Here is a 23251-nt window from a genome sequence, read left to right as displayed (position 1 = left end):
CCAGAGTCGTCACATGCCCACGGCCGGAGCCCTGCCCGCCACGTTCGAGGGCGAGGTCCTCGTCCCTGGCTCGCCCGAGTACGACGCTGCGCGCGTCGTCTGGAACGGCGCCGTCGACCGTCGACCCGCGTACGTCGTGCGGTGCGCCGGCACCGACGACGTGCGTGCCGCGGTGCGGGCGGCGCGCGACCTCGGCCTGCCGCTCGGCGTGCGCGGCGGCGGGCACAGCGCGGCGGGCTGGGCGGTGCCCGACGGCGGCCTCATGATCGACCTGTCCCGGATGCGGGCCGTCGCCGTCGACCCGGCAGCCCGCACGGCGCAGGTGCAGGGCGGGGCGCTGCTCGGCTCGCTCGACGCGGCCTCGCAGCCGTACGGGCTCGCGACCACCGCCGGGATCGTGTCGCACACGGGCATCGGCGGCCTGGCGCTGGGCGGGGGCGTCGGCTGGCTCGGCCGGGAGCGCGGCCTGACCTGCGACAACGCGCTCGGGTACGAGGTCGTGACGGCGGACGGCGAGCTCGTCCACGCGACCGCCGACGGGCACCCCGACCTGTTCTGGGCGCTGCGGGGCGGGGGCGGCAACTTCGGGGTCGTCACGCGCTTCGACCTCGCGCTGCACGACGTCGGCACGCAGGCGCTCGTCGCCGAGGTGGACCTCGATCCGGCGCGCGGCCTCGACGCGCTCCGGGCGTGGCTGGCGTGGTCCGACGACGCGCCGAGGCGCGCGACCCTCTTCGCAGAGGTGCGCGCGGGCTCGCCGCTGACGCTCGGATTCGTCTGGGTCGGCCCGCCCGACGACGCCGCCTCCACCATCGCGCGGCTCGACGGCCTCGGCGACGTGCTGGCCCGCCGCGTCGCGCCGATCAGCTACCTGGACCTGCAGCGGCAGTCCGACGTCGGTTCGGCGTACGGCTTCCGGCGCTACGCCAAGAGCCACTACGTCCGGGAGCTCCCCGACGCGGCCCTCGAGGCGTTCCTCGCCCACACCGAGGCGGATCTGGGTGCCGCGAGCCTCGTCGCGTACGGCGGCGCCATCGCGGACGTCGACCCGACGGCGACGGCCTTCGCGCACCGCGACACCCGGTTCGAGTACGACGTGGGCGCCAAGTGGGAGGACCCGGCCGACGACGAGCGCCACGCCGCGACCTGCCGGCGCCTCGCGGCGACGATCGAGCCGTGGAGCGTCGGCGTGTACGTCAACGCGCTCGGCGTCGAGGGCGTCGCGGGCGTGCACCGGGCCTACGGACCCGCCACCTTCGCGCGACTGCAGGAGGTCAAGTCGGCCTGGGACCCCGACAACGTCTTCCGGCTCAACCAGAACGTCCCCCCGGCCTGAGCCGGGACACGACCGCTACCCGACGGAGGGGCTCCGACCATGCCGAGCGCGACGGACTGGCACAGGATCGACGGCGTGACGACGGCCTGGTTCGACGCGCCGTCGCTGAGCGCGGGGGCCGAGCTGGCCGCGCGCATCGTGGAGGTGTCGCCCGAGATCGCGGTCGACCTGCGCTCCTCGGGCGTGCGCGTCCGTCCAGGCTCGGCCGAGCACGGAGACGCCGTGTCCGCGGCTGCGCGGGACCTCGGGCTGGGAGCAGACCCTGCCGCGCTGCAGCACCTGAGCGTCGTGCTCGAGTCCGCGGACCCGTCGGCGGTCCGGCCGTTCTGGCAGAGCGCGCTCGACTACGCCACGACGGACGCCGGCGGCCTGGCGGACCCGCTGCGGCGCGACCCCGCGCTACGGATCCGCCGGTCGACCGAGTCACGACCACTACGCAACCGGTTCCACGTCGACGTCGTGCGGCCCGCCGCGGCGGTCGAGCAGGCGGATCTCGGTGAGGCCTCGGGACCGTTCGGGGTCCGGCACGTCGACCCCGACGGCAACGAGGTCGACCTGGTGCCGGGCGACGCGCTCAGCGAGAGCGGCGGGACGGCCGACTGGCAGGCGGTGTTCAGCGCGATGGCCTGCTACCGCACCGCGTCGCCGACGCAACAGCGCGACCTGGCCGCCGCGGCCGCGGCACTGGCCGACGGGGCGGGCTTCCCGCTGCTGGTCGACCTGCGCCCCGGGCTCGTGATCCTCGACAGCGGCAAGGACCTGTGGGAGGCCGAGGCCCATGGGCTCGAGCTCGAGTTCGCCGAGCTCGCCGAGCACCTTCAGGCCGCCGCCCGCGACCTCGGGGCCACGGTGGATCTCAGCGTCCCCCGCTTCGCCCAGCTCGTCCTCGACGCCGCCGACATCGACGCGGTCCGCGCGTTCTGGGTCGCCGCGCTCGGGTACACGCCCGACCCGCGGGCCTGGGTCCTCGACATCGACGACCCGCGGCGGCTGAACCCGGTGCTGATGTTCCAGGAGATCGACACGTCGGAGACGGAGCGTCTCCGACAGCGCAACCGCACGCACCTCGAGCTCGCGGTGCCGGCGGACCTCGCGCAGGCGCGCCTCGCCACGACCCTCTCCGCCGGCGGCCGACTGCTCGACGAGTCGGACGGTCGGCGGCGGGTCGCCGACCCCGAGGGCAACGAGCTGGTGATCGTCAGCGCGACGTGAGCTCCCGCTCAGCTGACTGCAACACCTCCGGGAGGACCCGATGAGACCTTGGTCCCCCACCGCGGCAAGCCAGCGCCGATAGTGTTTTTGTCATAACTAGCGCCCGGCGTTCACCACTGGGGTTGGCCGTCGCGCTCGGCGGAGCATCGATCCCGCCCCGGTCTTTCTCGCCCACAACACCCTTGCGATGGAGAAATTGTCATGACTACGAACGTCCAGCAGGCGCCTGCGGGCTGGTACCCGATCGACGCCGGCCATTCCCGATACTGGGACGGCTCGGCGTGGACCGAACACGTCCATGCAGCGACTCTGGAGGACGAGGACGAGGCTGCGGACGGGCTGGCACCGTCCAAGACGTCCCGCCTCAAGGGCGCCGCGACGGCCGCCGCGGGCCGGCTCACGTCGAGCGAGTTTGACGTTCCCCACGGCACGCTCTGGTCTTCCGTCGGCAAAGGAGTCGGCGGCTTGACGACCGGACGCTACTCCCTCGACATCTACTACCTGCACCTCGCCAAGGGCACCCTGCGAACCGACGCCCAGCAGGTGGCGGCCGCCGACGTGGTCGACGTCGACGTTCGCCAGTCGATGACGCAGAAGGTCCGGGGGGTCTACACAGTGACCGTCCACGTGCAGAGGGGAGCCACGCGCGAGGTTGTGACCATGGACGACATCGCCGACGGGCCCGGGGCGCAGCGGGTGATCAACGCGACTGCTCGTGACGCCAGGCTCGCGCTCGAGCACCGGTCGATCCAGATCGACGGTCTGCGTCACCAGGCGACCAATACCGTCCGCCGGGAGATCAGCTACGAGATGGCCGGGCCCGCGCCGTCCGTCGCGCCCGTGCGAGCGCTCACCGCTGCTGTCGCGCAGGTAGCCCCGGAGATCACAGTCGACGCAGTCGAGATCGGCGCACGACCCGAGGACCTGTTCGAACAGATCACGAAGCTGGCCTCACTGCGCGACGCCGGGATCCTCACGGACGAGGAGTTCTCGAGCAAGAAGGCCGACATCCTCAGCCGCATGTAGCGACCGGCCGCCCGAGGGTTCGTCTGAGGTCTGGGTCTCGCCACGACCCTCTCCGCCGGCGGCCGACTGCTGGACGAGTCGGACGGTCGCTCGCGGGTCGTCGACCCCGAGGGCAACGAGCTGGTGATCGTCAGCGGGACGTGAGCTCGCTCGGCTCGAACCTCTCCGACATCGCCCCTGCAGAGCGGTCGGCCAGCGCGAGGCCCTGGCACGTGAGGACGGCGTCGGTGAGCATCGCGACGAGCGCGTCGTCGGCGCCGGACGACGCGGCGACGGTGGCGATCGAGGCGTCGACGATCCCGCGCGTCAGGCCGCGGACGTGCCGCGGCGTACCCATGGCCCGTGTGAACTCCGCGGCCCACGCGGCAGCCGCCGGGACGGTCGCGAGCGCCTCGGTGGTGGTCGCGCGCGGCTCGCCCGGTGCGCGCCCGTCCGTCGGCGCGAGCAGCCGGTCGAGCGTCCCCAGGGCGACCGCGAGCTCGCGCGCGTCCTGCGCGCCCGCGCACCGCAGGGCGTGCCGCACGGTGACCGCGGCGATCTCGAGCGACCACGACCGGTCGTCGCTCCGGGCGCCGGTCAGCGACGGCAGCAGGTGGATGAGCGCAGGCCGCGCCGCGTCGCTCACGCGGTCGTTGACCGAGCGAGCCAGGTGGGCGAGCAGTCGATGGGTGCAGGCGGGGTGGTCGCTCCAGCGCTCACCGGCGAGCAGGCTCACCCACTCCATGAGACATCCCCCGTCGCGGGGGTCCCGATGGTGCCCGGCGGAGAGCACCGGGAGGACGTCAGGGAATGCGGAGTCGTCGTGCACGTCGAGCACCTCCGACCGGAAGGGATGCGCTCAGTGTCCGTCCGCAGCGCCCCGGCGGCAAGAGAGGGTGCGCGGGACCCGCACCGTCAGTTCGCCTCGGAGCGCCCCGCCCGCCAGTACCCCATGAACGCCACGGCCTTGCGGTCGACGCCGCACTCGGCCACGAGGTGCCGGCGCAGGGTCTTGATGACGGCGGCCTCACCGGCGAGCCAGGCGTACAGGGCGGCGTCGCTGCGCAGCGGCGCGCCCGCCTCGTCGACCGGCACCTCCCACAGCAGGCCCCCGTCGATGTCCACGTCCTCGAGCTCGATGTCCGGCGCGGGCGCCTGCCCGGGCAGCAGGCGGGCGGCCGCCGACTGCACCGCCGGGATCAGCAGCTCGCCGTGGGCGCGGCCGTCGCGGCCGTACCAGCGCACCGTCACCCCGGCCGGCGCCACCAGCGGCAGGCGGTCGCCGGACAGCGGCATCTCGATCAGGGCCTCGCCGCGGGCGTCGGCGGGCAGGCGCTCGAGGATCCCCGCGATGGCGGGCAGCGCGGTCTCGTCGCCGGCGATGAGCAGGCGGTCGGTGTGCGCCGGGGGCACGAAGTCGACACCGCCGTGCGGGCCGGCGGCCTCGGCGTTGGGGCCGAGGATCACCAGGTCGTCGCCGGGTGCGGCCGACAGCGCCCAGCGCGAGGCCGGACCGAGGTCGCCGTGCAGCACGATGTCGACGTCGATCTCGCGCCGGTCCTGCCGGACGCCGCGGGCCGTGTAGGTGCGGATCGGGTGGCGGCGGTCGTCGGGCATCGCGCGCCAGCGGCCGTACCAGTCGCCGCTTCCCGACAGGCTGAGCAGCTCGTCGTAGGAGGCGTCCGCCAGCGGCAGGAAGAACTTGATGCGCTGGTCGAAGCCGTTGTCGGCGAAGCGGTCCAGGTCGTCACCCGTGAACGTCACGCGCAGCACGCTCGGGCACATCGGCTGCACCGCGGCCACCCGCACGGCGAACATGCGGAAGGGCAGCGCGGGGGCTTCGACCTGGACGGGCACGTCGACCAGAGTAGAGGAAGGTGAGGCTGTCCTCACACGGTCGTTCGTCACACTGCGCTCCTTCGGGTCCGCCACAGCAGGGAGATGAAGTACGGGGCGCCGATCAGGGCCGTGAGCAGCCCGGCGGGGATCTGCGCGGGGGCGATGACCGTGCGGCCGAGGGTGTCGGCGACGCTGACCAGCAGCGCGCCGAGCAGGGCCGCCACGGGGACGACGCGCCCGTGGGACGACCCGACGAGCGACCGGGCCAGGTGCGGCGCCATCAGCCCGACGAACCCGACGACGCCGATCGCGGACACGGCCACGGCCGTGAGCAGGGCCGTCACGACGAGCACGCCGAGGCGCGTTCGCTCGAGCTGCACGCCGAGCACGCGCGCCACGTCGTCGTCGACCGCCAGCACGTCGAGGTCGCGGCGCCAGCGCAGCACCAGCGGAGTGAGGACCACGAGCGCGATCGCGACCGGCCACACCTGCGCGGCCGTGCGCCCGTAGGTCGAGCCCGACAGCCAGGTGAGCGCCATGGTGGTGTTGTAGGGGCTGGTCAGGACGACGATGAGCGTGATCAGGGAGGTCGCCACGGCCGAGACGCCGATGCCGACCAGCACCAGCCGGTCGGAGCTCAGCCCGCGGCGGTTGGCCAGCCCGTAGACGAGGGCGAACGTGGCCAGCGCGCCCAGGCACGCGGCGGCGGAGACGACCCAGATGGTCGTGCCGGGGACCAGCACGATCGCGAGCACCGCGCCGACGCCCGCGCCGCCGGTGATGCCGAGCAGGCCGGGATCGGCCAGCGGGTTGCGCGCGACCGCCTGCACCGTGGTGCCCGCGAGCCCGAGCGCCGCGCCGGCCAGCAGCGCGGCCAGCACACGCGGGGTGCGCTGGTCGAGCACGAAGCTCACCTGCCGCCCGCCGACCCCGGCGAACCAGTTCGCGACGTCGCCCATCAGCAGCAGGCGGTCGCCCAGCAGGAAGCCGGCCACGAGCGCGGCGACCACGGCGACGACGAGGACGCCGACGACGACCGCGACGCGCCTCCTCGATGCCGGGTGCGCGCCCACCGCGGCGGTGCTGCGCGCCGGGCCGGAGTCGCGCAGGCGGCGCGCGAGCCAGACCATGATCGCCGCGCCGAACAGGGTGGTGACCACGCCGGTCGGGACGGCGACGCCGGCGACGCCCGGCACCGCGAGCCGCAGCAGCACGTCCGCGGCCAGCACCACGACGCAGCCGGTCAGTGCCGCGAACGGCAGCAGGAGCCGGTGGTGCGCCATCCCCGGCACCCGGCCCGCGACCAGCCTCGCGATCACCGGCGCACTGAGGCCGACGAACCCGATCGGCCCGGCGACCGTCACCGCGAGCGCCGCCAGCAGCACCGCGAGCAGGACCGTGACCACGCGCGTGCGGCGGACGTCGAGGCCGAGCACCGACGCGGTGTCGTCGCCGAGCGCGAGCACGTCGAGCCGGCGCGCCCAGACCACGAGCGCGATCCCGGCGGCCAGCACCACCGGCGCCGCCTGGACCACCTTCGTGGTCCCGGACTGCACGATGGAGCCCTCGCCCCACGCGAACATCCCCTGCGTCTCCTGCGCGAACAGGATCATCAGCAGGATCGTCACCGACGACAGCGCCAGCATGGTCGCCGAACCCGCGAGCACCAGGCGCGTCGGCCCCTCGGCTCCGCCGCGCGCGATGGCCAGCACGAGCGCGGCCGCCGCGAGCCCGCCGACGAAGGCCAGCGCCCCGCTCACCGCGAACGGCAGCGCGAACCCCGTGACGGCGGCGAGGACCACGGTGAAGTACGCGCCGGCGTTGACCGCAAGGGTGTCGGGCGACGCCAGCGGGTTGCGCGCCACCGACTGCAGCGCGCTGCCCGACATGCCCAGCGCGACGCCGACCAGCAGCCCGGCGAGCACCCGCGGCGCGCGCGACGCGACGAGCACCGCGAGGGCCTCGTCGTCGCCCGAACCCGTGAGGAGGCCCAGCAGGTCGCCGAGCCCCACGCGCGACGTGCCGAGCGTGAGGTCGACCGCGGCGAGCAGCAGGACCACGGCGGTTGCGGCGACGAACACCGCCACGATGCGCCCGCGCGCCGATCCCCCGTCCGGCGTGGTGCCCGACGCCGCGGGTGCACGGGTGGGTGCGAGATCCGCGGTGACCGGCGCTGCGGGTCCTGCAGGCGTCGGTGCGTTCACGTTCATGGGTGCGTGCTCCCGGGTCGTCATGGGGGCGGCCGGCGGGGAGCCGCCCGCCGAGAGGGCCCTCAGGCTGTGATCGCGTCCACGGCGGCGTCGATGAACGCCTCGCCCGAGCGCGGGCCGCCGAACATCCAGATGCCGTCGGGCAGCCGGGTCGTGCTGCCCGAGACCACGAACGGAAGCTGCTCCCAGATCGCGTTGCCGGTCAGCCCGTCCTTGAAGGCGTCGCCCCCGTCGGTGTCGTTGCCGACGTAGAGGAACTCGAGGTCGCCGAGGCCGGTCAGACCCTCGACGTCCGTCTGCGCGAGGCCGTAGTCGGGGTCGCCCTCGCCGGTCCACGCGTTCGTCAGGCCCAGGAGCTGCGCGACGCCGCCGAGGTAGGAGCCCGGGGTGTACATGCGGATGGAGACGGCGCCGTCGGTCACCCAGCCGTCGGCGAACGTGAAGGCGGCGCCCGCCTTGCCGGCCCCGTCCAGCGTGGCCTTCGCCTCGTCCACCGCCGCGTCGAAGTCGGCGAGCGCCGCCTCCGCCTCCTCGGACGTCCCGGTCGCCTCGCCCAGGATCTCGAGCGTGCTGCGCATCTTGCCGATCGGGTCGGACGCGTCCGAGCCGCGCAGCGCGATGACGGGGTACTCGGCCTCGATCTGCTCGATGACCTCGGCGGGCAGGTCCGTGGTGGTGACCACGAGGTCGGGGTCGAGGGCCGCGATCGCGTCCAGCGAGGGCTCGCCGCGGAAGCCGACGTCCGGCGTCGAGGCGTCCAGAGGCACGACCGTGTCCCACGTGTTGTAGCCCGCGACGTCGGCCGCGCCCACGGGCGTGACGCCCAGCGTCAGCAGGTTCTCCGTGAGGCCCCACTCGAGCGAGACGACCTTGGTGGCGGGTGCGTCGAGCTCGACGGTGCCGCGGTCGTCGGTGACCGAGATCGGGCCGCCGGTCGCGGCGGCCGACTCGACGGGCGCGGCACCCGCCGCCTCCTCGGTGGTGCCGCAGGCAGCGAGCAGCAGGGCGGCGCCCGCGAGCAGGGCAGGGAAGGTCAGCGTGCGCACAGGGATGTCCTCTGGGGTCGGTGGAACAGGGCGTGCTAGGCGGTGGTCAGGTGCGAGCGGTGCGTGTGCCTGCCGACGGGCCGGGTGTGCACGCGGCCCGTGCGCTCGTCGCGCACCACCTCGATGCGGATCCCGTACGTCTCGGTGAGGGCGTCGGCGGTGAGCACCTCATGGGGCCTGCCGGAGCCGACGACCTCGCCGCGGCGCAGCAGCACCACGTGGTCGGCGACGGCCGCGGCCTGGTCGAGGTCGTGCAGGACGACGCCGACGGCGACGCCGTGGTCGTCGGCCAGGTCCCGGACCAGGTCGAGGATCTCGACCTGGTAGCGCAGGTCGAGGTACGTGGTCGGCTCGTCCAGCAGCAGCACGCGGGTGTCCTGGGCGAGGCACGTGGCCAGCCAGACGCGCTGCAGCTCGCCGCCGGACAGCTCGTCGACGCCGCGGTCCGCCATCGACCCGACGCCCGTGACCTCCATGGCCCACGCGACGGCGCGCGGCCCGTCGGCGTCGTTCTGCCGCCAGCGACCGCGGTAGGGGTGCCGGCCGTAGCGGACGACGTCCCGGACGCTGACCCCCGACGGCGTCGGCCGCGACTGGGACAGCAGCGTCACGCGCCGCGCGAAGTCCTTGGCGGACAGTGCGTGCGCGTCGGGGACGTCGGGGAGGCTCACCGTTCCGGCCTCGGGGGCGTGCAGCCGAGCGAGCGCCCGCAGTACCGTCGACTTGCCCGAGCCGTTGGGCCCGATCAGGGCCGTGACCTGCCCGGGCCGCAGCCGCAGGTCGGCCGACGTCACGACGACGGTGCCGTGGTACGCCAGGGTCAGGCCGTCGCCGCGCAGGGCGTCCGAGGTGGTCACGCGTGCAGGTTAGCCTTATCTAAGTAAGGGTTGCCAAACCTTGCTCACGTGGTGAACGTCACACCCACCGTGCGCTAGACGACGCCCCCGAACGCCAGACCGAGCAGGTACGTGGCCGCTGCCGCGCCGTAACCGATGGCCAGCTGCCGCAGCGCACGCTTGGCCGGCGACGCCCCGGAGAGCACCCCCACCGTCGCGCCCGTCGCCAGCAGCGCGAGCCCGACGAGCACCGACGCCCACACCACGGCCGTCAGCCCCTCGGCGCCGAGCAGGTACGGCAGCACCGGGATGGCCGCACCGGACGCGAAGAAGCAGAAGCTCGCCGCCGACGCGCCGATCGCCGAGCCGACCGCCTCGTGCTCGTCGACCACCTCGACCTCCGCCTGCTCCGCCAACGCGTCGGCCTGGTCCAGCGACCCCAGGACCTCGTCGGCACGGGCCTGCGCCTCGTCCGGCTCCATGCCCCGGGCGCGATAGACCAGGGCGAGCTCGTTGGCGTCCACGTCGAGGTGCGGCAGCGCGGCCCGGGCCGCCTGACCGGGGCGCGACGCCTCGAGCAGCTCGCGCTGCGACCGAACCGACACGTACTCGCCGGCGCCCATGGACAGCGCGCCCGCGAGCAGCCCCGCCAGGCCCGTGAGCAGCACGGCCGCCGTCGACGCGCCGCTCGCGCCGATGCCGAGCACCAGCGCGAGGTTGCTCACCAGCCCGTCGTTGGCGCCGAACACCGCCGCGCGGAACGTGCCCGAGATGCGGTTGCGCCCCCGCGTGGCCAGGCCGCGCACGACCTCCTCGTGGATGGCCTCGTCCGCGGCCATGGCCGGGGTGGCGTCCTCGTCGTCGTCGTACCCCGAGCGCGCCTCCGCCCGCTGCGCGAGCGCCAGGACGAACACCGAACCGAACCGCCGGGCCAGGAATCCCAGGGTCCGGGTGCGGAAGTCGCCCCGGAGCGGCCTGCCGACGTCGTCGCCCAGCAGATCCAACCAGTGCTGCTCGTGCCGCCCCTCGGCATCCGCCAGCGCGAGCAGGATCTGGCGCTCCTCGCCCGTGCGCCGCGACGCGATGTCGCGGTAGACCGCCGCCTCGGCGCGCTCGTCGGCAAGGTACTTGCGCCACCTCCGGACCTGGGACCGGGAGGGGCTCTGACGTGCGGTGGAAGTGTTCGGCACTGCTCCATGGTCGCAGCCGCTGCTGCGACAAATCGCCTTGAGGCCGGTGTTCAGGTTGCCGAATCATCAGATGTGCAGAACCGTGGCGGGAACCGACGGGCGCCCAAGGCGGTGTTCGTCCCCGTTCCACTCTCCGGGAGGCTCCCCTTGTATGCCGAGACGGCCGTGGCGCCCGCGCTCTCCGCGATCGCTCCCGCGCGCCACTGGGCACGAGACCGACTGACCGAGGCCGGCGTCGACGACGGGCGCCTCGAGCTGCTCGTCCTGCTGGTCAGCGAGCTGGTCACCAACGCCGTGGCGCACGCCGACCCGCCCGTGGTCCTGCGCGTGCACGTCGACGAGGAGCGCACGCGCGTCGAGGTCACCGACGGCGTCCGCGAGGTGCCCGTGGTGCGCAACCCGCCGCCCACCGCGCTCGGCGGTCGCGGCGTGATGTTCGTCGACAAGCTCGCCTCGAGCTGGGGCACGTCGGAGGAGCAGGGCGAGGCCGCCAAGGCCGTCTGGTTCGAGCTCCGGCACGACGACGTCAGCGAGCTGGGCCGCTTCGGCCGCTGAGTGCCGCTGCGGCGCGTCCGCGACGTCCGGTCACCGAAGGACGACCGTGTAGACCCGCGCCAGCCGTCCGTCCCGGACGAAGCCCATGTCGACGCCGCTGACCACCGCATCGCCGTCCGCCGGGCCGAGCTCCCATGCGAGGTAGCCGAGGTCCTGGACCTGGTAGACGTCCCCCGCCGGCCGGAAGACGACGTCGGGAGCGCCGTCGAGGATGCCCTGCGCCTTGGCGTGCAACGCGTCGTGGCCCTGGAGCTGCCCCTCGGCGTCGGCGAAGACGACGTCCGGCGTGTAGGTCCGACGGATCGCCTCCAGCCGGCGGTCGGGGTCACGTTCGCCGAAGACCTCCAGCAAGTTCGCGCGCATCAGCGACTCCAACAGGTCCGGCATGGCGTCCTCCACGGTCGAGACGGTCGGCAGGCGGCTACTGATCCCAGGGTGCCGTCTCGTCGAGCTTCTTGTAGTACTTCGCCAGGTGGCTCTTGATGCGGTCGCGGTCCTTGGCCGGGACGTCGACCCCGCCGCGCGACCCCTGCATCACCGCCGCCGCTGCGAAGACGCCGCGCGGGACGGCCGTGAGCTTTCCGTCGATCACGTCGGCGATCAGCAGCTTGTAGGCGGTGAAGTTCTCCTTGGAGTCGGCGTCGTACCAGACGTGCGCGTCGCGGTACTTCTCGTTGGGCTCGGCCTCGGCCTTCGCCCAGGCCCGCACGCGCTTCTCGGCGGCGTCGCCGTCCCACGCGCGGTCGCGGTCGGCCAGGGGAAGGTCGCCGAATGCGGTCACAGCCATGTCGATCGTCCTCTCAGTCGGTGGGGGCGGCGGCGCGGAGCTTCTCGAGCAGCGGGCCGGCCGCCGTCGACAGGAACTCGTCCTGCCGCTCGTCGCCCACCTGCACGAGCGCGATGTCGGTGAAGCCGGCCTCCCAGTAGGCGGAGACGGCCTCGACCACGGCATCCAGGTCCGGGCCGCACGGGATCTGCTCGGCCACATCGGACGGCCGCACGAACTGGCTGGCCGCGTCGAACGCCTCCGTGGTCGGCAGGTCGGCGTTCACCTTCCAGCCGCCGGCGAACCAGCGGAACTGCTCGTGCGCACGGGCGATCGCCGCGTCCCGGTCCGGGTCCCAGCTGATGGGGATCTGCCCGATCTTGCGGGACTCGGGCAGCGCGTGCCCGCGGACGTCGTCCCAGTGCCGGATGGCGTCCGCGTCGGGCTCCACCGCGACCAGGTGGTCGGCCAGGGTGGCGAACCGCTCGATCGAGTCCGGGCCCGAGACCGCGGCGCCGATCTGGATCGGCTCGTCGGGCAGGTCCCACACCTTGGCGGAGTCCACCTGGAAGAAGTCGCCGGCAAAGTTCACGCGGTCGCCGGTGAGCAGCGAGCGGATGATCTCGATCGCCTCCTCGAGCATGTCCTGTCGCTCGCCGACCGCGGGCCAGCGCTCGCCGACCACGTGCTCGTTGAGGTTCTCCCCCGCGCCGACGTTGAGCTGGAACCGACCGTCGGAGAGCACCCCGAGCGTCGCGGCCTTCTGCGCGACGACGGCTGGGTGGTACCGGACGGTGGGGCAGGTCACGTAGGTCATGAGCTCGACGCGCTCGGTCGCCTGGGCGACCGCGCCCAGCAGCGTCCAGGCGTAGGGCGCATGGCCCTGCTCGTCGAGCCAGGGGAAGTAGTGGTCGCTGGACACCTCGAAGTCGAACCCGAGGCGCTCAGCGGCGATGGAGTAGCGGACCAGGTCCTTCGGTCCGGACTGCTCGGTCATGAGGGTGTATCCGAAACGGGTCACCGATCGACGGTCGCACTCCTGCCAGCGCCTCGCATCCGGTCAGGCGTCCGCCCAGGCCTCGCGCTCGGTCCGCACCGTGAAGCCCGTGCGGCCGGCCTCCTCGATCGCCAGCCCGAGCAGGTGGTCCTGGCAGCCGTCGGCCAGCGGGTACGGCGGCGGTCCGTCGCCGCGCACCCACGCGCCGGTCGCGTCCAGCAGCGATGCCACCGCGATGTCGTCGTCGGCCAGGCGGGCGCCGTGGAACGCGTTCCGGTAGAGCACGCGCCCGTCCAGGCTGAGGTGCTCCAGGTCGAACCCGTCCAGGTTCTGCTCCAGCCCGGAGACCCGGCGCACGATCGGCGAGCTGAGCACGGTGCGCTCGTCGACCCACCGGGTCACCGTGTCGTCGACGATCTCGCCGTGCGACCCGCGGATGACGATCCGGTTGGTGCGCAGCGGGTTGTGCCACTGGTTGTCCGTGAAGTCGTACAGCGCGCTGCGGCCACCGCCGAAGTCGAGAGTGGCGAGGATGTTCCAGGCGTCGGCCGGCTCGGTGGCTCCCGTCCAGCCGTCGCGGCCGAGAGGGCCGAGGAGGGGCGCGGTGAACACCGACGCCCGCACGACGACCTCCTCTCGGCCCGTGTCCAGCAACCGGCGAATGAGCCCGACCGCGTGGTACAGGTGCGTCGAGCTGATCTGTACACTCGTCGGCCGCCCGATCACGCCGTCCTCGACAGCCGCGATCCGGGCCGCGTGGGACGGCATCGCGGGGCTGTGCTCGGCCACCTGAACCAGACCCGACGAGCCCACCTCGGACCACAGGTTCCGGAGCCCGTCCGCGTCGGGGGCGGGGGGCGTCTCGGCCAGCACCGGGATCCCGAGCGACACCAGCTCGGCGGTCGCCTCCGGGGTGACCGGCCACGGGACGGAGACCACGACGAACTCGGGCCGGTCGGTGCCGCCGCCGGGCACCGCGCCCGTGACGAGCTCCTCGATGGTCCGGACCGTCGGCACGCCCCACGCCCGTTCGACCTCGGCGCCGCGCTCCGCCGACCGTGTCACCACCGCGGTCACCTGGAACCGCTCCGGCATGAGCCGGGCCATGCGGACGAAGAACTCCGCGCGCCAGCCGCTGCCGACCACGCCGAACCGGATGGGTGCCTGCTGCGTCATGCGCTGTCCTCGTCGTCGGCGGATGCGTGCGCGTCGAGACTAGTCCGCGGTGACTTCGGTGACCTGCCCGTCCTCGACGTGCCAGCGGCGCGTGAGGCGGACGGTCTCGAGCATCCGTCGGTCGTGCGTGACCAGCAGGATCGTGCCGTCGAACGAGTCGAGCGCCGACTCCAGCTGCTCGATCGCGGGCAGGTCCAGGTGGTTGGTCGGCTCGTCGAGCACCAGCAGGTTGACGCCGCGCGCCTGCAGGAGGGCCAGGGCCGCGCGGGTGCGCTCGCCGGGCGACTGGGACGACGCGGGCCGGTGGATGTGGTGGCCGCCCAGGCCGAACTTGGCCAGCAGCGTACGGACGTCGGCGGTGGGCCAGTCGGGCACCTCGCGGGCGAACGCGTCACCCAGCGGCTCGTCGCCCTCGAACGCGCGCCTGGCCTGGTCGACCTCGCCGACGAGCACACCGGAGCCGAGGTCGACCGCCCCGGACGTGGGCTGCAGCCGGCCGAGCAGGAGCGCCAGCAGCGTCGACTTGCCCGACCCGTTGGGACCGGTCACGGCGACGCGGTCCTTCCAGTCCAGCTGCAGGTCGACCGGCCCGAGCGTGAACGCGCCCCGCGTCACCACGGCGTGCCGCGCCACGGCGACCACCGCACCGGAACGCCCGGCGGTCGCGATCGACATCTGGAGCTGCCACTCCTTGCGGGGCTCCTCGACGACGTCCAGCCGCGCGATCATCTTGTCGGTCTGCCGCGCCTTCGCCGCCTGCTTCTCGGACGTCTCGCCGCGGTGGTGCTTCACGTGCTTGTCGTTGTCGGTCGCCTTGCGACGGGCGTTGCGCACGCCCTTCTCCATCCACGCACGCTGCATGCGCGCGCGGGCGTTGAGCGCGTCGAGCCGCGACGAGTAGCCCTCGTACGCCTCGCGCGCGCGGCGACGGGCGATCGAGCGCTCCTCCAGGTACGAGTCGTAGCTGCCGCCGTACGTGGACACGCGCTGCAGGCTGCGGTCGATCTCCACGACGGCGGTGACCGTGCGGCTGAGGAACTCCCGGTCGTGGCTCACGACGACGATCGCGGCCTCGGACCGCTCGACGAACTCCTCCAGCCGGTCCAGGCCGGCGGCGTCGAGGTCGTTGGTCGGCTCATCGAGGAGGTACAGGTCGTACCGCGACAGCAGCAGCGCCGCGAGGCCCACGCGCGCCGCCTGGCCGCCGGACAGCGCCGTCATCGGGTGGTCGAGGTCGACGGTCAGGCCGAGGTCGTCGGCCACCGTGCCCAGCCTCGCCTCKAGGTCGGCGCCGCCGAGGGACAGCCACCGCTCGAGCGCCTCGGAGAAGGCGTCGTCGGCGCCCTCCTCCCCCGCGCCCAGGGCCTCCGCGGCCGCGTCCATGTCGCGCTGAGMCGGGGCGACGCCCGTGCGGCGCTCGAGGTGGGCGCGCACCGACTCGCCGTCCAGCCGCTCGATCTCCTGCGCCAGGAACCCCCGCTGCGCGTGCGCGGGCGACACGGTCACCGAGCCGGTGTCGGGCGGCCGGATCCCGCCCAGGATGCGCAGCAGGGTGGACTTCCCCGCGCCGTTGGGCCCGACCAGCCCGATCACGTCACCGGGCGCGACGACGAGGTCGACGCCCGAGAACAGCTCCCGATCGCCGAAGCCGGCCCCGACTCCCTTGGCCTGCACTGTGGCGGTCATGCGGTCATTCTCCTTGCTCGGCGAAGGTGCGAAGGTACGCGGACGGGCCGCCCGCGCACCTTCCTTTTCCGCCGGACCTCAGGCGATCGCGGCGCGCAGACCCTCCACCAACGGCGTCGTCGGCCGGCCGATCAGCGTGCGCAGGTCGGCGGTCGCGTCGGCCAGGTCGCCCCGCCGGATGTCGGCGTCCAGGGTCGCGACGAATGCCGCGGTGCCCTCGTCGAGCCCGGCGTCGACCAGGATCGCGCGGTGCTCGTCGAACGAGACCTGCGTGTTGACCACCGGCGTGCCCAGCACGGTCGACAGGGCGTCCGCCAGCTCGTCGAACGACCACGCAACGTCGCCGCTGAGCTCGTAGACCTTGCCCTCGTGCCCCTCTCCGAGCACCACGGCGGCCGCCCCGGCGGCGTAGTCGTCCCGCGACGCGCTGGCCACGCGACCGTCGCCGGTGCTCGACAGGAGGGCGCCGGTGGTCCGCGCCTGCTCGAGCGCGCCGACGTAGTTCTCCGTGTACCAGTTGTTGCGCACGATGGTCCACGCCAGGCCCGATGCCCGGACCAGCTCCTCGGTGGCCTTGTGGTCGGGCGCCAGGGCGAGCGCGGCCGTGTCGGCGTGCGGGGCGCTCGTGTACACGAGCCGCCGGACGCCCGCGGCCTTCGCCGCGTCGATGACCGCGGCGTGCTGGGCCACCCGGACGCCGGGCTCGCTGCCCGAGACCAGGACGACCGTCTCCGCGCCCTGGAACGCGGCCGCGAGCGCGGCCGGGTCGCCGTAGTCGGCCGTGGCGGTGCGGACCCCGAGGTCCGCGAGGCGCTCGGTGCGGCGGCCGGTGGCGACGATCTGGTCGGCGGGCAGACCCCCGGCGAGCAGGTTCGCGACGATCAGACGGCCCAGGTGGCCGGTGGCACCGGTGACGACGACGGACATGGTGGTTCCTCTCGAAGACGTGCAGGCTTGTCGCCTACCGCAACGGAGGCACGGCGCGGGACCTTCCCGTTCGTGGGTACCCACTTCGGCGTAAGGTACGCACGTGACAGTGAGCAACGAGGTCAGCGCCCTGGACCGCCTCATGACCGATGGTGTACTCCCCGCCGCGTGCCCGTCCCGGATCGTCCTCGACCACGTGACCAGCAAGTGGGGCGTCCTGCTCCTGGTCGCCCTGTCCGAGCGCACCATGCGCTGGGGCGAGCTGCGCAGGATCGTCGAGGGCATCAGCGAGAAGATGCTCGCCCAGACCCTGCGGACGCTCGAGGCCGACGGCATCGTGCACCGCGAGGTGACCCCGAGCATCCCGCCGCGCGTCGACTACTCGCTCACGCCGCGGGGCACCGAGCTGGTCGCCCGGCTGCTGCCGCTCATGGAGTGGATCTCGGACAACGCCGACGAGATCGTCACGCCGGCCTGACGCCTCTCCGCTCGTCGCTTCGACGAGTTCGCGCACGCGACTGAACTCCGGCCGTGCCGATGCCGAGAACAGGGAGGGAACTCCCTGCCCTGTTGATCGACATCCAAGGAAGGCGGCCGTGTCCACTCCGAACGACGCGCTGTACGCCGCCCTCGGCGCGCGTCCTCAGCAGACGGCCGACGAGCTCGCCCACGCCCTGACGGCGGCCGGGTACCGAGGACTCGGCCCGGCGGATGTCGAGCTGCTCCTGCAGCGCGACCCGCGGCTCCGGAACGACGGCGGCACCCCGCCGAGGTGGCGAGCGCTCGGGGCGGCCCACCCGGTCGCCGGCCCGCACACCCCCCGGCCGCACCWGCCCGCGCCGGCCGTCCTCGCCCCCGCGGCGTCGTTCGGCGACCGCGCCCCCGCGCGCGCCCCCGAGCCGCCGGCTGGCCCCGCTCCTGCCTTCGGGCAGCATCGCATCCTTCCCGCGGCCGCCTTCGCGGGTCGGCCGTCCGTACAGCTCCAGGAACGGGCCACGGCCACGCCCGCCGCTCCCCCGCTGCCCGTCCGTGTCCCGGTCATCCCCCGCGTCGCGACGCCGCCGGCCACCGCCCAGGTCTGGGTTCCGGCCACCATGCYGGCGCGCGAGGTCCCCGCGCCCCGGCCCGAGACCGTCGTGGTCGCCGAGGCCGTCGGGCCTGTCGCGCCGATCCCGGTTGCCGAGCCGGCTCCCGTGGTCGCGCCGGCCCCCCTCGTCGAGCGGGTTCCCGCGATCGCGCCCGTGGCGCCCGTCGAGCGTCGCACCGTCGTGCCCGTGCCCGTCGTCGCCCCCGCCGCCGACGTGGCAGCGTCCCCCGTTTTCGCGCCCGTAGAGGTCGTCGAGCCCGTCCGCGTCGCCGCTCTCGTCGCCGAGCCCGTGGCGCCCGCCGAGCCCGTCCGCATCGCAGAGCCGCTCCCGGTCGCGGCCGTCCCCGCCATCGAGCCCGTCCGCACCTCCGAGCCGCCGTCGGTCGTCGTCGCGCCCTCACCCGTCCCCGCCGCCGAGCCGGTCCCGGACATCGCGCCCGCCGCGGTCGCCGAGCTCCTCCCCGTCGCGCCGACGCCTGTGCCGCCGGCCGTCGAGCGCGGCCCGCTGCCGCCGGGCGGCGAGGTCCGGTACGTCGGGCCGCAGCTGCGCCGCTGGCAGAAGGACGTGCTCGACGCCTGGCTGGCCACGGACCGGCGCGGGATCGTCGAGGCGGTGAGCGCGCAGGGGCGCGGGATCGTGGGCGTGCTGGCGGCGTGGGACGCCCTGACGCGCGGCGAGAAGGTGCTGGTGCTCGTCCCGACGGCGGACCTGATGGAGCAGTGGTTCAGCACGTTCGAGATCGACCTGCCCGGGTTGTCCCTCGGGCGCCGCGGCGACGGCTGGGAGCACGGGTTCGACGACTGCGACGTGCTGGTGTCGCTGGTCAGCGCGGCGTTCGGCAACGACCTGCTGCAGGGCCGGCCGGGGCTGCTCATCGCGGACGAGGTGCACAAGTACGGCTCGGCACGCCCCGCGGAGACGCTGCGGACGCAGTTCGGTGCGCGGCTCGGGCTGACGACCGCCGTGGAACGCATGGACCCGGGTGTGGACCAGGTCCTGCTGCCCTACTTCGGTTCCGTGCTCGACGGGTGCGGCCTGCGCCGCGGCCGCAAGGAGGGCGTGCTCGCGCAGTTCCGGGTGGCTCTCGTCCCGGTCGACCTCGACGAGGCCGCGCAGGTCGAGCACGACGCGCTGTCTGCACAGATCGACGAGCTTGCGGGCCGGCTCACGCGCGTGCACGGGTGCCGGCCCGGAGCCTTCCTCGAGGACGTCAAGACCCTGCAGGGACGCTGGCAGGAGAACAGCACCGCGGCCACCGACGCGAGCGCGTACCTGCGCGCGGTGAGCACGCGTCGCGACCTGCTCGCGACGTCGACCGCCAAGCTCGACGCCCTCGTCCGGCTCTCCCCGACGGTCGCCCGGTCGACCCACGCCGTGGTGTTCACGCACACGAAGGACGACGCGGAGTCCGCCGCTCTGCGGCTCCGGACAGCCGGGGTCGCCGCCGACGTCGTGCACCACGGCCTCGAGACCCGTCGGTCGAGCCTGCGCTCCTTCCGCGACGGCACCCTCAAGGCGCTGACGGCGCCGAAGATCCTCGACGAGGGCATCGACCTGCCGCCGGTCGACGTGATCGTCGTGCTCGCCGGCAGCCGGTCGGCCCGGCAGTCCGTCCAGCGGACGAGCCCGATCCTGCGTCCGACGCAGGCGGACCGGCTGCCGGCGCTCGTGGTGGTCTACGCGCGCGGGACGGTCGACGACCCGACCCTCGACACCGCCGAGGGCCACCTCGAGGAGCTCGTCTCGGTCGCCACCGAGGTGCGCGCGTTCGACACCACGAGCTCGGGCGCCGCCGTCGCCGCGTGGTTCGTCGGCGCCTAGCCGCCCGACGCTGTCGGCAGAGGGACCTACCCTCGCGGCATGTTCCTTCTCGACGACGGCGGTCTGGTCCTCTCCCCGAGCGACCTGGCCAACGCCGCCGCCTGCGAGTTCGCGGTGCTGCGCCACCTCGACGGCCGGCTCGGGCTCGCGGACCCCGTGACGATCGCCGCCGACGCGATGCTCGAGCGGGTGTCCGCACTCGGCACCGCGCACGAGAGCCGGGTGCTGCAGGAGTTCCGCGCCGCGCACCGGGTGGTGACGATCGCGCGGCCGCGGTACGAACCCGGCTCCGAGCGGGCGGCGCTGGAACGCATCCAGGCGGAGACAATGGCGGCGCTGTCGTCGGATGCAGACGTCGTCTACCAGGCAGGCTTCTTCGACGGCCGGTTCTCCGGCTGGGCCGACTTCGTGGTGCGCGAGCGGGCCGGCTGGACGGTGCTCGACACGAAGCTCGCGCGCAGCGTGAAGGTGACCGCGCTGCTGCAGCTCGCGGCGTACGCGGACCAGCTCGTCGCCGCCGACGTCCCGACGACCGGCGAGGTCCACCTGATCCTCGGCGACCGTTCGCGGTCGACCCACCGCCTGCCCGACCTGCTCCCGCTCTTCCGCGACCGCCGCGCCCGCCTGGAGTGGCTGCTCGACGAGCACCGCGCCACCGACGCACCCGTAGCCTGGGGCGACCCTCGCCACCGCGCGTGCGGCAGGTGCGACGTGTGCGCCGCGGAGGTGGCTGCGCGCCGGGACGTGCTGCTCGTCGCTGGCCTGCGGTCCACGCAGCGCGCGCGACTCGCGGCGGCCGGCGTCGACACCATCGACCAGCTCGCGGCCGGTGCGGGACCCGTGCCCGGCATCGGCGCTGCGACGCTGGAGAACCTCCGCCGCCAGGCGGCGCTCCAGGTGCAGCGCGTCACCCCCGACGATCCCCTGCCGTTCGAGCTGGTCGACCCCGAGGCCGTGAGCGACCTCCCGGCGCCCGATGCCGGCGACATCTTCTTCGACTTCGAGGGCGACCCGCTGTGGACCGACGACTCGGTGCCGGCGGACCAGCCCGCCGACTGGGGCCTGGAGTACCTGTTCGGCGTGGTCGAGGCGTCGGGGGCGTTCCGGCCGTTCTGGGCGCACGACCGCGCGCAGGAGAAGCAGGCGTTCGTCGACTTCCTCGCCTACGTCGCCGAGCGCCGCGCAGCCCACCCGGGCATGCACGTCTACCACTACGCGCCCTACGAGCGGACGGCGCTGCTCCGGCTGGCCGGCCGGCACGGCGTCGGCGAGGACACCGTCGACCAGCTGCTGCGCGACGGGGTTCTGGTCGACCTGTACGCGACGGTCCGGCGCGGCCTGCGCGTGGGCAGCGACTCGTACTCGCTCAAGAAGCTCGAGCCGTTGTACATGGGCGCCGAGCACCGCGAGGGGGCCGTCACCACGGCGACGGACTCGATCACCGAGTACGCCGAGGCCTGCGCCCTCCGCGAGGCGGGCGACGCGACCGCGTGGCAGGAGCGCCTCGACCGGATCGCCGACTACAACCGCTACGACTGCGTCTCCACCCTCCGACTGCGTGACTGGCTGCTGGCCCGGGGCTCGGAGCGCGGCGCCGTCCCGGCCGACGAGCCGCCGACCGCGCCGGAGGAGCCGGCTGAGGAGGACCCGCTCGTCGTCGAGCTGCTCGACCGCGCCGAGGGACTGCAGTCGACGGCCGACCGGCAGGCGGTGCAGATGCTCGCCGCCGCCGTCGGCTATCACGCCAGGGAGGCGAAGCCGTTCTGGTGGGCCCACTTCGACCGCCTGCAGTCCGACCCCGCGGAGTGGCTGGACCCGCGCGGCACGCTGCTGGTGGAGGGCGCACCCGAGGTGGTAGACGACTGGGCCGTCGGCGCGGGCAAGCGGACCCACGCCCGGCTGCTCCGGCTGACGGGGCAGCTCGAGCCGGGCAGCGACCTCCGCGTGGGCGGCAAGGCCTACGCGCTCTACGACCCGCCGCCCGGGTACGCCCAGACGTCCAGCACGGGCCACCGCGGCTGGACGGCGAGCGTCGAGATCCTCGAGGTGACCACGCGGAGTGCCGCCGGGTCGTCCTCCGGCACGCGCGACGTGCTGCTGGTGAGCGAGCGCCTGACCACGGGCGCCGTGCCGTCCCCCGACCTGCCGATGGCGCTCGCGCCGACACCCGGTCCCGGCGTGAAGAACATCGTCGAGGCCATCCGCGACCTGGCCGGCGGCGTTGCGGTCGGGCTCCCCACGCTCCCGCACCTGCAGGTCGTCGACCTGCTGCGCCGGCTCCCGCCGCGGACCCGCAGCGGCCTCGCCCTCCCTCGTCCGGACGACGCCACGGGGGTCACCGAGGCGATCATCGACGCCCTCCTCGACCTCGACGGCTCCTACCTGGCCGTGCAGGGGCCGCCCGGGACCGGCAAGACCTACACGGGCGGCCACGTGATCGCCGCGCTGGCCGCGCAGGGCTGGAAGGTCGGCGTCGTGGCGCAGTCGCACGCGGTCGTGGAGAACATGCTGCGTGCGGTGAACGCCGCGGGTCTGCCCGGCGAGCAGATGGGCAAGAAGGCGCAGGACGAGCACCCCGACGACGCCGTCTGGCAGTCGCTGCCCGCCGGCAAGGACGCGCTCGCGTTCCACGGACGGCAGACCGGCGGCTTCGTGGTCGGCGGCACGAAGTGGGACTTCACCACGCGCGACCGGATCCCCGACGGCGGGTTCGACCTGCTGGTCGTCGACGAGGCCGGCCAGTTCTCCCTCGCCGACACCGTCGCCGTCTCCACGGCCGCGCGGAACCTGCTGCTGCTCGGCGACCCGCAGCAGCTCCCGCAGGTCACGCAGGGCCGCCATCCGGCGCCCGTCGACCGATCCGCACTCGGCTGGCTCGCCGAGGGCCACGACACTCTGCCCGACGAGCTCGGCTACTTCCTCGACCGCACCTGGCGGATGCATCCCGCGCTGTGCGCGGCGGTGTCGCGGCTCTCCTACGAGGACCGGCTGACGGCCGTCCCGCACACCGCCGACCGGTCGCTCGACGGCGTCGAGCCGGGCCTGCGCACCGTGCTGGTCGACCACGAGGGCAACGCCGTGTCGTCGCCGGAGGAGGCCGCGGTCGTCGTCGGCGAGGTGCGGCACCTGCTCGGCCGCAGATGGCGCGACCCGCACACCGGTACCGACCGGCCGCTCACGGGCGCGGACATCCTCGTCGTCGCGCCATACAACGCCCAGGTGTGGACGGTCCGGCGGGCGCTCGAGGCGGCGGGCGTCGTGGGCGTCCGCGTGGGGACCGTCGACAAGTTCCAGGGCCAGGAGGCCGCCGTGGTGCTGGTCACGACGTGCGCGTCGTCTGCCGACGACGTGCCGCGCGGCATGGAGTTCCTGCTCAACCGGAACCGGCTCAACGTCGCCGTGTCCCGCGCGCAGTGGTGCGCCGTGCTCGTGCGCTCACGCCGCCTGACCGACTACCTGCCGACGAGGCCCGAGCAGCTGGCCGAGCTGGGCGCGTTCATCGGACTGTGCGGCGGCGACGCTCAGCGCGCAGGTCCCCGACGGACCCGGTAGGAACGGGTG

General features: G+C 74.0%; 19 protein-coding genes. 7 read left to right on the top strand and 12 right to left on the bottom strand.

What is annotated here, in order from left to right:
• Window positions 1-13 precede the first annotated feature (13 nt).
• From AC1DQC_RS13290 to AC1DQC_RS13280, 3 genes are all read left to right on the top strand, one after another.
• Entirely contained in the window at window positions 14-1336 is a 1323-nt protein-coding gene (locus AC1DQC_RS13290; RefSeq protein ID WP_477051716.1) for an FAD-binding oxidoreductase, read from the top strand.
• A gap of 39 nt (window positions 1337-1375) precedes the next feature.
• Window positions 1376-2548, top strand: a complete 1173-nt coding sequence (locus AC1DQC_RS13285; protein ID WP_477051715.1) for a VOC family protein — start codon at window positions 1376-1378, stop codon at window positions 2546-2548.
• A gap of 201 nt (window positions 2549-2749) precedes the next feature.
• Window positions 2750-3574, top strand: a complete 825-nt coding sequence (locus tag AC1DQC_RS13280) for a DUF2510 domain-containing protein (RefSeq protein ID WP_477051714.1) — start codon at window positions 2750-2752, stop codon at window positions 3572-3574.
• A gap of 130 nt (window positions 3575-3704) precedes the next feature.
• On the opposite strand, the gene AC1DQC_RS13275 is transcribed toward AC1DQC_RS13280, so the two are convergent.
• The 6 genes from AC1DQC_RS13275 to AC1DQC_RS13250 all read right to left on the bottom strand — a co-directional run bounded on the left by AC1DQC_RS13275 (window position 3705) and on the right by AC1DQC_RS13250 (window position 10674).
• The gene (locus AC1DQC_RS13275) at window positions 3705-4298 is read right to left on the bottom strand and encodes a hypothetical protein (protein WP_477051713.1); all 594 of its coding nucleotides are present in this window, start codon (window positions 4296-4298) and stop codon (window positions 3705-3707) included.
• A 170-nt stretch (window positions 4299-4468) separates the two neighbouring features.
• Window positions 4469-5371: a siderophore-interacting protein gene (locus AC1DQC_RS13270; RefSeq protein WP_477051735.1), complete on the bottom strand. Its 903-nt coding sequence runs from the start codon at window positions 5369-5371 to the stop codon at window positions 4469-4471.
• Between the two features lie 86 nt (window positions 5372-5457).
• Window positions 5458-7602, bottom strand: coding sequence for an iron ABC transporter permease (locus tag AC1DQC_RS13265; RefSeq protein WP_477051712.1), 2145 nt, complete (start codon window positions 7600-7602; stop codon window positions 5458-5460).
• 62 nt (window positions 7603-7664) lie between these two features.
• Window positions 7665-8648, bottom strand: coding sequence for an ABC transporter substrate-binding protein (locus AC1DQC_RS13260; protein ID WP_477051711.1), 984 nt, complete (start codon window positions 8646-8648; stop codon window positions 7665-7667).
• Between the two features lie 35 nt (window positions 8649-8683).
• Window positions 8684-9505, bottom strand: coding sequence for an ABC transporter ATP-binding protein (locus AC1DQC_RS13255; protein WP_477051710.1), 822 nt, complete (start codon window positions 9503-9505; stop codon window positions 8684-8686).
• Window positions 9506-9579: 74 nt separating this feature from the next.
• Window positions 9580-10674 carry a VIT1/CCC1 transporter family protein gene (locus AC1DQC_RS13250; protein ID WP_477051709.1) on the bottom strand — a complete coding sequence of 365 codons (1095 nt, stop codon included), beginning with the start codon at window positions 10672-10674 and terminating at the stop codon, window positions 9580-9582.
• 147 nt (window positions 10675-10821) lie between these two features.
• On the opposite strand from AC1DQC_RS13250, the gene AC1DQC_RS13245 reads away from it, so the two are divergent.
• The gene (locus tag AC1DQC_RS13245) at window positions 10822-11229 is read left to right on the top strand and encodes an ATP-binding protein (RefSeq protein WP_477051708.1); all 408 of its coding nucleotides are present in this window, start codon (window positions 10822-10824) and stop codon (window positions 11227-11229) included.
• Between the two features lie 30 nt (window positions 11230-11259).
• On the opposite strand, the gene AC1DQC_RS13240 is transcribed toward AC1DQC_RS13245, so the two are convergent.
• The 6 genes from AC1DQC_RS13240 to AC1DQC_RS13215 all read right to left on the bottom strand — a co-directional run bounded on the left by AC1DQC_RS13240 (window position 11260) and on the right by AC1DQC_RS13215 (window position 16781).
• The gene (locus AC1DQC_RS13240) at window positions 11260-11616 is read right to left on the bottom strand and encodes a nuclear transport factor 2 family protein (protein ID WP_477051707.1); all 357 of its coding nucleotides are present in this window, start codon (window positions 11614-11616) and stop codon (window positions 11260-11262) included.
• Between the two features lie 34 nt (window positions 11617-11650).
• The gene (locus tag AC1DQC_RS13235) at window positions 11651-12016 is read right to left on the bottom strand and encodes a hypothetical protein (protein WP_477051706.1); all 366 of its coding nucleotides are present in this window, start codon (window positions 12014-12016) and stop codon (window positions 11651-11653) included.
• Window positions 12017-12029: 13 nt separating this feature from the next.
• Window positions 12030-13016, bottom strand: coding sequence for a TIGR03557 family F420-dependent LLM class oxidoreductase (locus tag AC1DQC_RS13230; protein WP_477051705.1), 987 nt, complete (start codon window positions 13014-13016; stop codon window positions 12030-12032).
• A gap of 39 nt (window positions 13017-13055) precedes the next feature.
• A complete protein-coding gene (locus AC1DQC_RS13225) occupies window positions 13056-14168 on the bottom strand; it encodes a Gfo/Idh/MocA family protein (RefSeq protein ID WP_477051704.1) in 1113 nt (370 codons plus the stop codon).
• Window positions 14169-14207: 39 nt separating this feature from the next.
• A complete protein-coding gene (locus tag AC1DQC_RS13220) occupies window positions 14208-15854 on the bottom strand; it encodes an ABC-F family ATP-binding cassette domain-containing protein (RefSeq protein WP_477051703.1) in 1647 nt (548 codons plus the stop codon).
• A 78-nt stretch (window positions 15855-15932) separates the two neighbouring features.
• Window positions 15933-16781 carry an SDR family oxidoreductase gene (locus AC1DQC_RS13215; RefSeq protein WP_477051702.1) on the bottom strand — a complete coding sequence of 283 codons (849 nt, stop codon included), beginning with the start codon at window positions 16779-16781 and terminating at the stop codon, window positions 15933-15935.
• A 142-nt stretch (window positions 16782-16923) separates the two neighbouring features.
• Here AC1DQC_RS13215 and AC1DQC_RS13210 point away from each other — a divergent pair, with 142 nt between their 5' ends.
• From AC1DQC_RS13210 to AC1DQC_RS13200, 3 genes are all read left to right on the top strand, one after another.
• The gene (locus AC1DQC_RS13210; RefSeq protein ID WP_477051734.1) at window positions 16924-17259 is read left to right on the top strand and encodes a winged helix-turn-helix transcriptional regulator; all 336 of its coding nucleotides are present in this window, start codon (window positions 16924-16926) and stop codon (window positions 17257-17259) included.
• A 118-nt stretch (window positions 17260-17377) separates the two neighbouring features.
• Window positions 17378-19690 (top strand): helicase-related protein, encoded by a 2313-nt coding sequence (locus tag AC1DQC_RS13205; RefSeq protein WP_477051701.1) that lies wholly within the window; start codon window positions 17378-17380, stop codon window positions 19688-19690.
• Window positions 19691-19729: 39 nt separating this feature from the next.
• Window positions 19730-23242 carry a TM0106 family RecB-like putative nuclease gene (locus tag AC1DQC_RS13200; RefSeq protein ID WP_477051700.1) on the top strand — a complete coding sequence of 1171 codons (3513 nt, stop codon included), beginning with the start codon at window positions 19730-19732 and terminating at the stop codon, window positions 23240-23242.
• Window positions 23243-23251 lie beyond the last annotated feature (9 nt).

This window comes from Cellulomonas sp. P4_H12, assembly GCF_056400905.1.
This window is presented reverse-complemented; position numbering and strand designations above follow the sequence as displayed.

Coding starts and splice junctions, on each gene's coding strand:
- AC1DQC_RS13290 (WP_477051716.1), top strand. CDS start 14: ATGCCCACGGCCGGAGCCCTGCCCGCCACGTTCGAGGGCGAGGTCCTC.
- AC1DQC_RS13285 (WP_477051715.1), top strand. CDS start 1,376: ATGCCGAGCGCGACGGACTGGCACAGGATCGACGGCGTGACGACGGCC.
- AC1DQC_RS13280 (WP_477051714.1), top strand. CDS start 2,750: ATGACTACGAACGTCCAGCAGGCGCCTGCGGGCTGGTACCCGATCGAC.
- AC1DQC_RS13275 (WP_477051713.1), bottom strand. CDS start 4,298: ATGGAGTGGGTGAGCCTGCTCGCCGGTGAGCGCTGGAGCGACCACCCC.
- AC1DQC_RS13270 (WP_477051735.1), bottom strand. CDS start 5,371: ATGTTCGCCGTGCGGGTGGCCGCGGTGCAGCCGATGTGCCCGAGCGTG.
- AC1DQC_RS13265 (WP_477051712.1), bottom strand. CDS start 7,602: ATGAACGTGAACGCACCGACGCCTGCAGGACCCGCAGCGCCGGTCACC.
- AC1DQC_RS13240 (WP_477051707.1), bottom strand. CDS start 11,616: ATGCCGGACCTGTTGGAGTCGCTGATGCGCGCGAACTTGCTGGAGGTC.
- AC1DQC_RS13235 (WP_477051706.1), bottom strand. CDS start 12,016: ATGGCTGTGACCGCATTCGGCGACCTTCCCCTGGCCGACCGCGACCGC.
- AC1DQC_RS13225 (WP_477051704.1), bottom strand. CDS start 14,168: ATGACGCAGCAGGCACCCATCCGGTTCGGCGTGGTCGGCAGCGGCTGG.
- AC1DQC_RS13215 (WP_477051702.1), bottom strand. CDS start 16,781: ATGTCCGTCGTCGTCACCGGTGCCACCGGCCACCTGGGCCGTCTGATC.
- AC1DQC_RS13210 (WP_477051734.1), top strand. CDS start 16,924: ATGACCGATGGTGTACTCCCCGCCGCGTGCCCGTCCCGGATCGTCCTC.
- AC1DQC_RS13200 (WP_477051700.1), top strand. CDS start 19,730: ATGTTCCTTCTCGACGACGGCGGTCTGGTCCTCTCCCCGAGCGACCTG.